At 59.8% G+C, this 12,080-nt stretch carries 12 protein-coding genes; all 12 read right to left on the bottom strand.

Going from position 1 to position 12,080, the window contains the following annotated elements; all coding sequences use genetic code 11:
- Positions 1-54 precede the first annotated feature (54 nt).
- Entirely contained in the window at positions 55-915 is an 861-nt protein-coding gene (gene urtD, locus RYC17_RS08780; RefSeq protein WP_058402643.1) for an urea ABC transporter ATP-binding protein UrtD, read from the bottom strand.
- Positions 912-1,991 carry an urea ABC transporter permease subunit UrtC gene (urtC, locus tag RYC17_RS08785; protein ID WP_058402642.1) on the bottom strand — a complete coding sequence of 360 codons (1,080 nt, stop codon included), beginning with the start codon at positions 1,989-1,991 and terminating at the stop codon, positions 912-914. Before urtC ends, urtD begins: the two co-directional genes overlap by 4 nt.
- The gene (gene urtB, locus RYC17_RS08790; RefSeq protein WP_316902748.1) at positions 1,991-3,580 is read right to left on the bottom strand and encodes an urea ABC transporter permease subunit UrtB; all 1,590 of its coding nucleotides are present in this window, start codon (positions 3,578-3,580) and stop codon (positions 1,991-1,993) included. Before urtB ends, urtC begins: the two co-directional genes overlap by 1 nt.
- 210 nt (positions 3,581-3,790) lie before the next feature.
- Positions 3,791-5,056, bottom strand: a complete 1,266-nt coding sequence (urtA, locus tag RYC17_RS08795) for an urea ABC transporter substrate-binding protein (protein WP_230016915.1) — start codon at positions 5,054-5,056, stop codon at positions 3,791-3,793.
- Positions 5,057-5,797: 741 nt separating this feature from the next.
- A complete protein-coding gene (locus RYC17_RS08800; protein WP_316902749.1) occupies positions 5,798-7,171 on the bottom strand; it encodes a PepSY domain-containing protein in 1,374 nt (457 codons plus the stop codon).
- 84 nt (positions 7,172-7,255) lie between these two features.
- Positions 7,256-7,690: a DUF2946 domain-containing protein gene (locus RYC17_RS08805; RefSeq protein WP_044320604.1), complete on the bottom strand. Its 435-nt coding sequence runs from the start codon at positions 7,688-7,690 to the stop codon at positions 7,256-7,258.
- A 13-nt stretch (positions 7,691-7,703) separates the two neighbouring features.
- Entirely contained in the window at positions 7,704-8,165 is a 462-nt protein-coding gene (locus RYC17_RS08810; RefSeq protein ID WP_058408656.1) for a copper chaperone PCu(A)C, read from the bottom strand.
- A gap of 70 nt (positions 8,166-8,235) precedes the next feature.
- A complete protein-coding gene (locus RYC17_RS08815; RefSeq protein WP_054076832.1) occupies positions 8,236-8,526 on the bottom strand; it encodes an addiction module antidote protein in 291 nt (96 codons plus the stop codon).
- 2 nt (positions 8,527-8,528) lie between these two features.
- Complete coding sequence (locus RYC17_RS08820) at positions 8,529-8,831, bottom strand: type II toxin-antitoxin system RelE/ParE family toxin (RefSeq protein ID WP_005746690.1); 303 nt, start codon at positions 8,829-8,831, stop codon at positions 8,529-8,531.
- Positions 8,832-8,980: 149 nt separating this feature from the next.
- On the bottom strand, positions 8,981-9,721 hold the full coding sequence (locus RYC17_RS08825; protein WP_058402639.1) for a cobalt-precorrin-6A reductase: 741 nt from the start codon (positions 9,719-9,721) through the stop codon (positions 8,981-8,983).
- Positions 9,718-10,830, bottom strand: coding sequence for a cobalt-precorrin-5B (C(1))-methyltransferase (locus RYC17_RS08830; protein WP_058402638.1), 1,113 nt, complete (start codon positions 10,828-10,830; stop codon positions 9,718-9,720). Before RYC17_RS08830 ends, RYC17_RS08825 begins: the two co-directional genes overlap by 4 nt.
- Complete coding sequence (gene cbiE / locus RYC17_RS08835) at positions 10,830-12,032, bottom strand: precorrin-6y C5,15-methyltransferase (decarboxylating) subunit CbiE (RefSeq protein WP_316902750.1); 1,203 nt, start codon at positions 12,030-12,032, stop codon at positions 10,830-10,832. The genes RYC17_RS08830 and cbiE overlap by 1 nt, the downstream gene beginning before the upstream one ends.
- Positions 12,033-12,080: the final 48 nt, after the last annotated feature.

A 12,080-nucleotide genomic window follows, 5' to 3' on the forward strand; every position in this document is an offset into this window, starting at 1 on the left:
ACGCGGGGCGTCTGGACAGGTATTTCCGTGCCGCGCGCCGATCAGTTCGTTGCGTCAGCGCCCTAAATACACTTCGATTACGCGTTCGTCGGCCTGCACGTCGTTCAGCGAGCCTTCGGCCAATACACTGCCCTGATGCAGCACGGTGACGTGGTCGGCAATCGAGCCGACGAAGCCCATGTCATGCTCGACCACCATCAGCGAATGCTTGCCGGCCAGGCCCTTGAACAGCTCGGCGGTAAATTCGGTTTCGGCGTCGGTCATGCCCGCCACCGGCTCGTCGAGCAGCAGCAGTTGCGGGTCCTGAACCAGCAGCATGCCGATCTCCAGAAACTGCTTCTGGCCGTGGGACAGCAAGCCTGCCGGACGGTGCATGGAGGTGGTCAGGCGAATGGTTTCCAGCACTTCGTGTATCCGGTCCTGCTGTTCGCCGCTCAACCGTGCACGCAAACTGGCCCATACCGATTTGTCGGTCTTTTGGGCCAGTTCGAGGTTCTCGAATACGCTCAAGGCTTCGAACACCGTCGGCTTCTGGAATTTTCGGCCAATCCCGGCCTGAGCGATCTGCACTTCGCTCATCTGCGTCAGGTCCAGCGTTTCACCGAACCAGGCCTTGCCGTGGCTGGGGCGGGTCTTGCCGGTGATGACGTCCATCAGCGTGGTCTTGCCAGCGCCGTTGGGGCCGATGATGCAACGCAGTTCGCCCACGCCGATGTACAGATTCAGGTCGTTCAGTGCCTTGAAGCCGTCGAAGCTGACGCTGATGTCTTCCAGCGTTAGGATCGTGCCGTGCCGCGTGTTCAGCCCTTTGCCAGCGCTTTTGCCGAGGCCTACCGCATCGCGGCTGGTGCCTGCATCGGAGTTGGGTGCCAGAACCGGTTCAAGCATGAACGACGGGGTAGGAGTGGTTTTCATTGCTCGCTCCTTTTCTTCAGCAAGCCGATCACGCCCTTGGGCAGGTACAGCGTGACGATGATGAACAGCGCGCCGAGAAAGAACAGCCAGTATTCCGGGAAAGCCACGGTGAACCAGCTTTTCATGCCATTCACCAGACCCGCGCCCAACAACGGGCCGATCAACGTGCCACGGCCGCCCAATGCTACCCAAACCGCAGCTTCGATGGAGTTGGTCGGGGACATTTCGCTGGGGTTGATGATGCCGACCTGCGGCACATACAGGGCCCCGGCCAGGCCGCACAGCACGGCGCTCAAGACCCAGACAAACAGCTTGAAGCCGCGCGGATCGTAACCGCAGAACATCAGGCGGTTTTCCGCATCACGCAACGCCGTCAGAACCCGGCCGAACTTGCTCTGCGCCAGACGCCAGCCGATGTACAGGCTGGCAACCAGCAACACGACCGTCGCCAGAAACAGCGTCGCTCTGGTTCCTTGGGAACTGATGCTGAAACCCAGAATGCTGCGAAAGTTGGTAAACCCGTTGTTACCGCCAAAGCCGGTCTCGTTGCGAAAGAACAGCAGCATGCCGGCAAACGTCAGGGCCTGGGTCATGATCGAGAAATACACGCCCTTGATCCGCGAGCGGAAGGCGAAGAAACCAAACACCAGCGCCAGCAACCCCGGCGCCAGGACCACCAGGCACAGCGCCCAGAGGAAATTGTCGGTGCCTGCCCAGTACCACGGCAGTTCGGTCCACGACAGGAAAGTCATGAACGCAGGCAAACCGTCGCCTGCGGCCTCGCGCATCAGGTACATGCCCATGGCATAACCGCCCAGCGCGAAGAACAGGCCGTGGCCCAGCGACAATAGCCCCGCATAGCCCCAGACCAGATCCAGCGCCAGGGCGACAATGGCGTAGCAGAGGATCTTGCCCACCAGGGTCAGGGTGTAGGCCGATACCTGAAAGCTGTTATCGGCAGGCAACAACGACAGCAACGGCAGTGCCAACAGCACAGCCAATATCACAATGCCTGCGGTCAGCGTGCCCTTGGGCCCGACTTTTTGCGCGGCAGTTACCATCAATGGCTGGCTCATCAGTCGATCACCCGTCCTTTCAATGCGAAGAGGCCTTGCGGACGTTTCTGGATAAACAGAATGATCAGCGCCAGGATCAGGATCTTGCCCAATACAGCGCCGATTTGCGGTTCGAGAATCTTGTTGGCGATGCCCAGCCCGAAGGCCGCCATCACGCTACCGGCCAGTTGCCCGACACCGCCGAGCACCACCACCAGGAATGAGTCGATGATGTAGCTTTGGCCAAGGTCGGGGCCGACGTTGCCGATCTGGCTCAGGGCGACGCCGCCCAGACCTGCAATACCCGAACCCAGACCGAATGCCATCATGTCGATGCGCCCGGTCGGCACGCCGCAGCAGGCGGCCATGTTGCGGTTCTGGGTCACGGCGCGCACGTTCAACCCCAATCGGGTCTTGTTCAGCAGCAGCCAGGTCAGTACGACCACGAACAGCGCGAAGGCGATGATTACGATGCGGTTGTAGGGCAATACCAGGTTAGGCAACACCTGGATACCGCCAGACAGCCATTGCGGGTTGGCGACTTCAACGTTCTGCGCGCCGAAGGCCAGACGCACGGCCTGAATCAGCATCAGGCTGATGCCCCAGGTGGCGAGCAGGGTTTCCAGTGGGCGGCCATACAAGTGACGAATCACTGTGCGTTCCAGGGCCATGCCGATAGCGGCGGTGACGAAGAACGCCACCGGCAGCGCGATCAGCGGATAGTATTCGATGGCACCTGGCGCGTAGCGCTGCAGCATCAGTTGCACGACATAGGTTGAATAGGCGCCCAGCATCAGCATCTCGCCATGGGCCATGTTGATCACGCCCAGCAGGCCGAAGGTGATCGCCAGGCCCAGCGCCGCCAGCAGCAGGATCGACCCCAGCGACATGCCGCTGAACGCCTGACCGAGGATTTCCCCGATCATCAGCTTGCGCTTCACCTGTGCCAGGCTGGTTTCAGCCGCCACGCGTACCGAAGCGTCGGTTTCCACGCCGGGCGCCAGCAATGATTCAAGGCGGGTACGCGCCAGCGGGTCACCGGTTTCACCCAGCAGTCGCACGGCAGCCAGACGTACTGTCGGGCTGGAGTCGACCATTTGCAGGTTGGCCAGCGCCAGGGTCAGCGCGCTTTTGACGCTGGAATCGGTTTCGCTGGCGACACGTTCGGTCAGCAGTTCCAGTTGTGCAGGGCGAGCGCTTTTTTGCAATTGCAGGGCTGCTGCCATGCGCAGTTGCGTATCGGCTGCCAGCAACTGGTGGCTGGCCAGCGCTGTTTCAACCAGACCACGCAGCCGGTTGTTCAGGCGCAGTTTGCGCGGTTCGTCAGGGTTTGGGGCGTCGGCTGCTGCAGGGGCTTGTGCATCGGCCGGCACGTATTGATCGTTGTTTTCGATCCAGGCGCGCTTGCTGCTGTCGGCGGCAACACGGCCATCGCGCAGAGCTTCAAGCAGTTCGACGCGTTCGGTTGTCGGCTTGGCTGCCCAGCTCTCCAGCAGTTCTGCCTGTTGCGCAGAACTGGCTGCGACAAAATCACTGGCATCGCCGGCCTGAGCTGCAAGGGGCAGCAGCAGGCTGATGGCGAGGATCATACGGTAGAGATAAGAAGGCATATCAATATGGCCTTGATCTGTTGTGGCGTTCCACAAAGCGCTCGTGGCTGTTTGCCCTGACACTGCTCGTTCCTCACGCTCTGCGTGGGAATGCCTTTCGTGACGCTCTGCGTCAATCATGCACCGAGCCGCGCGCTCAGGATCGGACGCAGAGCGTCCAGAACTGCGCTCCCACGCTGGAGCGTGGGAGCGATCATCATCAATCGAAGGTCAGTTGCTCTTCACGGGATGATCAGGCTTTTTGTCGTTGCCAGGAATGTAGGGGCTCCATGGCTGGGCGCGGATCGGCTCTTTGGTCTGCCAGACGACGTTGAACTGACCGTTGTCCTCCACTTCGCCAATCATTACCGGCTTGTGCAAGTGGTGGTTGGTTTTGTCCATGGTCAGGGTGAATCCCGACGGTGCTGCGAAGGTTTGTCCGGCCATGGCCTCGCGTACCTTGTCCACGTCAGTGGATTTGGCTTTTTCGACTGCCTGTGCCCACATGTGAATACCGACGTAAGTAGCTTCCATCGGGTCGTTGGTTACCGCTTTGTCAGCGCCTGGCAGGTTTTTCTTTTTGGCGTAGGCAGTCCAGTCAGCGACGAACTTCTTGTTGACCGGGTTTTCCACCGACTGGAAATAGTTCCAGGCGGCGAGGTGGCCTACCAGTGGTTTGGTGTCGATGCCGCGCAGTTCTTCTTCGCCTACCGAAAACGCTACAACCGGTACGTCGGTGGCTTTCAGGCCCTGGTTGGCCAGTTCCTTGTAGAACGGTACGTTGGAATCGCCGTTCACGGTGGAGATAACCGCTGTCTTGCCACCCGCAGAGAACTTCTTGATGTTGGCCACGATGGTTTGATAGTCGGAGTGACCGAACGGAGTGTAGACCTCTTCGATGTCTTTATCCGCTACACCTTTGGAGTGCAGGAATGCACGCAGAATCTTGTTGGTGGTACGTGGGTAGACATAGTCGGTGCCGAGCAGGAAGAAGCGCTTGGCCGAACCGCCTTCTTCACTCATTACGTACTCGACCGCAGGGATCGCCTGTTGGTTAGGCGCGGCACCGGTGTAGAACACGTTGGGCGACATCTCTTCGCCTTCGTACTGCACAGGGTAGAACAGCAAGCCGTTGAGTTCCTCAAAGACCGGCAGCACCGATTTGCGCGATACCGATGTCCAGCAACCGAAGACCACCGCTACCTTGTCCTGGGTCAGCAACTGGCGGCCCTTTTCGGCGAACAGTGGCCAGTTGGAAGCCGGGTCGACAACCACTGCTTCGAGCATCTTGCCGTTGACGCCGCCTTTGGCGTTGATTTCGTCAATAGTCATCAAGGCCATGTCTTTGAGCGATGTCTCGGAGATCGCCATGGTCCCGGACAACGAATGCAGAATACCGACCTTGATGGTTTCGGCAGCCTGAACGGTCCAGGTCAGCCCCATGGCGGCGATCGATGCGGACAGGGTAAAGGCTTTGATCAGGCTGCGACGCTTCATTGACTAGCTCCCTTGGTTCATTTTTTTGATGGGTCTGCGGCGGTGCATTACGTTGTTCTTTCAGGCTTTAGCAAGGTCTGGGCCAACGTAAGCGCGTCGCAAAACGGAACGAATGTGTCGCGCAGTAAAGGGTATGCGCACCAACCTGGAACAGGGGCAGGAAGAGGGCGTGCGCTATGCGCTGCAATGGTGCGGGCCATGAAATACCAGGATTGTCTCTACTGTCTTTGTGTTCAAACGGCCAAGCGCCTCATACCCAGAACTCCTGTGCTCCGGTGTAAAGATCGTAGGTCTGGTCAACGAGTCGCTCGGGAGCATCGAACCAGACGAACAGCTGGCCGTTGACCCGTGTTGTCGCACCCAGTTGCACGCGACTCGAACTTCAAACGCTCAGCGCTGTTTGCTTCCTGCAAGGATGCAGGCCAGGCAGTTGTCAGGCTGGTCAGTTGTGCTCGGGCATTACGGATGGCTGTTTCAGCACTTTATCCAGTTGCTTGTCGATAAAGCGCGTGAGGTAAGTACGGCTTTCGATATCCGGCTGACTGAAGTGGTCCTTGTAGTCAGGGCTGACGGCGCACCGCTATCGGCCAGCGCAGGTCGGTGAAGGCAGCATTGGCGATCTAATCGGTAGGAAGGTTCGGGGGGCAGGAGCGATTCAAGGCAGGGCGGGACCTGAAACCGGGTATGAGGAGGAATTCATCACAACGCCACTCAATGGTTTCAGGTCCCGCAGCGAGCAATCTAAGCTGTTGCCACTGTTTTGGCAAAGCGTGAAAGCACTATTCGATCAAGCACCCAGACAATCAGCATCGAAATACCCACCAGAGGGAATATGACGCCCAGGGCAATCATGACCACCGCCGCGGTTTTCCAGCGTGGCAGGTCGTGGCGCAATGGCGGTACACCCAGCCCGCTCCGAGGTCGGCGCTTCCACCAGATCACCAGCCCACTGACCGAACTGAGCAGTACCATCAGGCAGACCAGCAGGATCAGCAACTGATTGATCCAGCCGAAAAACTTGCCTTCATGCAGCATCACGCCCAGCTCGGTGGCCTTGGAAACTGCGCTGTAATCGACGTAGCGCACGTCGGCCAGCACCTTGCCGGTGTACTGATCGATATGCAGCGTCGCGTCATCGCGCGGGTCGTCGGCGAACACCGACACGGTGAACACGCCATCAGCTGTTTTAGGCTGGGTGATGCTGTAGCCCGGTACGATCTCTCTGGCGCGTGCAATGTCGACAACTCGCTGCAATGACACGGTTGGCGCTGCCGGTGCGCTGGACATATGCATGTGGTCCATGTGCTCGGCGTGCTCGCCGGTTGAAACCGGCATCGGCGTATTTTCCATGGCCCACGGCACGGTCTGCACGCTGGCACTGTTCAACTCGCCAGCCTGCTTGTCGGACTTGGGCACGTTTGTCCACATGGCTGCCGGAAAGGTGTTCCACACCGCCGCGTATTGTTTGCCCCATAGCCCGGTCCAGGTCATGCCGCTCAACAGCATGAACAGCAGCAACAACGCACCCCAGAAACCCGTCACCGCGTGCAGATCACGCCACAGCACGCGCCCCTTGGCGGTCAGGCGTGGCCAGAACACGCCGGCGGCCGAGCGGCCTCGGGGCCACCATAGATAAAGGCCGGAGACCACCAGCACAATCCCCCAGCCAGCCGCCAGCTCGACAAGCCGGTCACCCAGCGTACCGATCATCAGCTCGCCATGCAGTGCGCGGGCAATCGCCTGCAGGTTCTTTTTGGCGTCCTGAGTGCCAAGAATCTCGCCGCGATAGGGGTCAATGAAGACATTCACCTCCCGGCCCTGCTCGCTGATCACAAACTGCGCACTGCCCTCGGCGCTTAACGGCGGGAAATACTTGCCAATGGCTGCCTGTGGGTAAGCACTCTTTACCCGCTGTTGCAGCTCGTCGGCAGTGAGGCGGTGCTCGGCCGGTGCCACGCTGAGCAGGTCGTGGTACATCAGGTTGTCCAGTTGCGGCTTGAACAGGTAAATGATGCCGGTCAGCGATAACAGGATCATGAACGGCGCGACGAACAGCCCTGCATAGAAATGCCATCGCCAGGCAAGGTTGTAAAAAGAGACATCAGGTTTGGACACGTTCAACGCTCCCCAATAGGGATAACACAGCACGAATGGCGCGCAGCCTTGAGCTGCGCGCCGTCGTGGAATCTTTTTTTCGGGTTATGCCGTGGTGAGCGCTGGCGGTGCCCGGCTTCGGGCATTGGGGAATATAGCCTTGTGTGCATGCCCCGGCAGCGGCTGCGAGGCAAAGAAATCACCCGGCCTTGGCGGCGGGGCTGCGACCAGTTCCAGCACATGGGGCAGCGCCGGGCAACTGAACAGCAGTGTGCAATAGCCGCATTTTGCCCACAGCGCGTGATCGCTCATGCCCGCGTCGGCAGGCATGGAATGCTCGCCGCCGTGATGGGCGTGGCTGTCTGCCGACATATCCATACTGGCTGGCATGGACATCGACATGCCGGCGTGATGATCCATCGGCATCGACTGGGAAACCAGTGGACCGATAAAGATCATCAACATGGCGAACAGACTCAGCCATGCGCCCCGTTTGTTACGGGTGGCTGATCTGTCGCGAACGCGGCGCAATGTGCTCACTCTGTAAAACGACTCAGTGCTGGTGTTCCGGAGCCTGCTTTTGTACCACGACCTGCACCTCGACATCTCCCGCCTTTTCAAAGTGCAGGGTCATCGGGAAGCGCTGGCCTGTAACCAGCTTCGAACGGTCTTTGAGGTCCAGCAGCATCACGTGCCAGGCCATCGGCGCGAAACTCACCTTCGCACCGGCCGGGATGTCGACCGCCTGAACGTGCTGCATCTTCATCAGCCCGTCGGCGTGTATATGCTCATGCAACTGCGCTTGCCCGGCGATGGGGCTGTCGACGCTGATCAGACGATCTGCGCTGTCGCCCTTGTTCTCGACAGTGAAATACGCCGCGACCGTCGGTGCATTGGGCGGCAGCTCCATTGACCAGGGATGGCTAATCAGCAACGGCCCAGCCTTGTACTCATGGGCCTGGGCGAAGCAGGATGGCAGCAGTAATGCGGTCAGCAGGAGTGCGTTTTTGAGCATGCGGGGATTCTCCGGTGACGTTCAGGTATTTGAGGTGAGAGAGGCGGGCAAGCGTGCTATTTCGAGTTTTTTAGCGCGTACTTGCGTGTAGTTTGATCCCCATCGCCCTCACGACTTTCATGATGGTCGTGAACTCTGGATTACCGTTTGCACCCAGCGCTTTGTAGAGGCTCTCACGACCAAGACCTGTATCACGTGCGATTTGTGTCATTCCATAAGCCCTTGCTATGTCGTTCAGCGCGGCCCTTATGAGCAGCCCGTCTCCTGAATCCTCTTCAAGACACGCATCCAGATAATTGGCCATATCTTCAGGTGTCTTCAAATAGTCGACGGTATCGAACGGTGTCGTCTCGTTGTTCATGGTTACTCCCTCTCACAGAGCTCTCTCGCCAGCTGTCTGGCAAATTTTATGTCGCGCTTTTGAGACGATTTGTCACCAGCGATCAAGAGCAGGTAAACCACACCCGTGCGTCGGGCAAAATACACCCGATAACCTGGTCCATGGTGTATTCGTAGCTCTCTGACGCCTTGACCTAAAGCATCGCAGTCCCCGAAGTTACCGAGCTCTGCTGCTCTTATTCGAGCCAGAATTCGAGCTCTGCCAATGGAGTCCTTCAACGACCTTAACCACTCCGCAAAAGCGGGTGTCTGTTCAAAGCGATTCATATTTTCGAGTATCCCTTGGGATACACCTCGATAAGTTACCAGCTGTTGGTCGCGCAGGCTAGTTATCAAGTTTGTCCTAAACAAGAGACTCTGGGATGTTCGGAATTTTCCCTCAGAAAATGAAGAAAGGCCCTCTAAGGAACCAGATTTCAGGCATTGTCAATCTGATCGTCAACAAGCCCCAACGCCTCAAGCACCTCATCCACGCTCCACAAAATCCGATCCACCTCAGGCAACTCCGGGCGTTTCAGGATCAGGACGGGCAGGCCGCGCTCGCGGGCGACTTCAAGCTTGGGTTCGGTGGAGTTGCTGCCGCTGTTTTTGCTGATCAGCACATCAATATCGCGTTGTTCAAACAGCTGACGTTCGTTTTCCAGTGCAAACGGGCCGCGCGCGCCGATCACTTCGCAGTGGTCATTGCCGGGGTAGCTGTCCAATGCCCGAAGCGTCCAGAATTGATGCTCCGGAATCTCGTGCAGATGCTGCAAAGGCTCGCGCCCCAGGGTGAACAGTGGGCGCTTGAAGGGCGCCAGTGCCGTGACCAGTTCTGACCAGTCGGCCACTTCACGCCAGTCATCACCCGCACCAGCCTGCCAGGCAGTGCGGCGCAAGGCCCAGCAGGGAATTCCAGTCAGCCGGGCCGCACATGCAGCGTTGCGGCTGATTTGTGCAGCATACGGATGGGTTGCGTCCAGCAGCAAATCGACGCCCTGGTCACGAATGTACTGCGCCATGCCCTCTGCGCCGCCATAGCCGCCAACTTTCAACTGACAGGCCAGATCTGCCGGCACTCGACCCACACCTGCCAGGCTATAGATGTGCTCAGGCCCGAGCCTGCGTGCAATCGCCAGCGCTTCGGTAATGCCGCCCAACAGCAGAATTCGTTTCATGTGTGTTCCTTCGATAACGCAACGCCCGCCTGACCGACAATTCCGCCCTGGCGGTCGATGGCGAACACTTCGACCTGAACCTGTGCAGGCACCACGCTACGGGCAAAAGCCAGCGCATGACGACACACCTCATCACCCAGCGGCACACCCGCCGCAGCGCTCATCGCAAGCGCCTGCTGGCTGGTATTGGCATCGCGAATACGCTGTTGCAGGTCTGCGTCCGCGCCTGTATCCGCAGCCCACAGCGCCAGTTGCGGCAGGTCGATGCTCGAATGGCGGCTGTGCAGATCCATGTGGCCTGCGGCCAGTTTGCTGATCTTGCCGAAGCCACCGCACAGGCTCAACTTATCCACAGGCACCTTGCGCAGGTGCTTGAGCACTGCGCCGACGAAATCGCCCATTTCGATCAGGGCGATATCCGGGATGTTGTACACGCGGCGCATGGTGTCTTCGCTGGCGTTGCCGGTGCAGGCGGCAATATGCCGATAGCCGTTGGTGGTGGCGACGTCGATGCCCTGATGGATCGACGCGATGTACGCCGCGCAGGAGAAGGGCCGGACAATCCCGCTGGTGCCGAGAATCGACAGCCCGCCGAGAATACCGAGGCGCGGATTCATGGTTTTGAGCGCCAGCGCTTCGCCGCCCTCGACGCCAATCGTAACCTCGAAACCACCGCTGTAGCCGAGTTCTTCCGCCAGCTGCAGCAAGTGTTCGGTCATCATGCGTCGAGGCACCGGGTTGATGGCGGGCTCGCCCACCGCCAACACCAGGCCGGGGCGGGTCACGCTGCCTACACCTGCGCCTGCCACGAAGCGCACGCCGGGTGCCATTTCCAGCCTGACGCGCGCAAACACCAGCGCGCCGTGAGTAACGTCGGGATCGTCCCCGGCATCCTTGAGTGTTCCGGCTTCGGCGAAGTTATCCACAAGGCGGCAGAATTCCAGGCGCATCTGCACCTGTTTGCCCTTGGGCAACACAATCTCTACCGCATCGCTGATTTGCCCGCTGAGTAACAGCCGCGCTGCCGCGAGGCTGGTTGCTGTGGCGCAGCTGCCGGTGGTCAGGCCACTGCGCAGCGGAGCAGGCTGTTCGGCGGTTTCTTCGCGCATCAGGGTTTGACTACATCCAGCAGAGTGATCGGCAAGGCCTGACGCCATGTATCGAACTCGCCAAGAGGCTGAGCATGGGCGACGTGAATACGCGTCAGTTCGCCGCCATGCCGATCGCGCCAGGCCATGAGTGCAGCCTCGCTTTGCAGGGTTACTGCATTGGCGACCAGCCGCCCGCCGGAGCGCAACTGCTCCCAGCAGGTTTCCAGCACGCCGATACGGGTCACGCCACCGCCGATGAAAATCGCATCCGGACGCTCCAGACCGCTCAGCGCCTGTGGCGCGCTGCCACGGACCAATTGCAGGCCCGGCACGCCCAACGCATCGCGATTGAATTCGATCAGTTGCTGACGGCCTTCGTCCGCTTCTATGGCCATCGCCCGGCAGGTTGGGTGCGCGCGCATCCATTCGATGCCGATGGAACCGCAGCCCGCGCCGACGTCCCAAAGCAGTTCACCCGGCACCGGAGCAAGGCGGGCAAGGGTGATGGCCCGCACGTCGCGTTTGGTCAACTGGCCGTCATGCTCGAAAGCGCTGTCTGGCAAACCGGCCACTGTACTCAGGCGAATGGCGCTGGCGTCGGCGCGACAATCGACGGCAACCAAGTTCAGCGCAGCAATCTCGGGATTGCCCCATTCACTGGCCAGCCCCTCGACGCGCCGTTCGGCTTCACCTCCCAGATGCTCCAGGACCGTCATGCGGCTAGGGCCAAAGCCTCGTTCGCGCAACAAACCGGCAATTACTGCGGGGCTGCTGCCGTCATTGCTCAGCACCAACAGACGGACGCCATGATGGAAATGGGCGTTCAGAGCGGCCACCGGCCGGGCAACCACTGACAAGGTAACGACTTCCTGCAACGGCCAGCCCAGACGAGCGGCGGCCAGAGAGTAAGAAGAAGGGGCGGGCAGAATGCGCATTTCGTCGATGGCGACCACGCGTGCCAGACTGGCGCCGACGCCGAACAGCATCGGATCGCCACTGGCCAGTACGCAGATTTCGGCACCGCGCTGTTCCAGCACCGGGTTCAGCGAGAACGGACTCGGCCATGCACGCCGCTCGGCGCGAATGCACGGCGGCAGCAATGCCAGCTGGCGCGGACCGCCGAACACCTGATCAGCGTGCAGCAGAGCGTGCCGGGCGTTCTTGCCCAGGCCCTTGTAACCGTCTTCTCCGATTCCCACGACTGTCAGCCACGGCGACATGTACCTACCTCAATCCGAACTTCCGACAGAGCGCCTTTTCATGCCTGC

It is taken from the genome of Pseudomonas syringae group sp. J248-6 (assembly GCF_032586995.1).
In the GTDB taxonomy this organism is placed as follows: Bacteria; Pseudomonadota; Gammaproteobacteria; order Pseudomonadales; family Pseudomonadaceae; genus Aquipseudomonas; species Aquipseudomonas amygdali.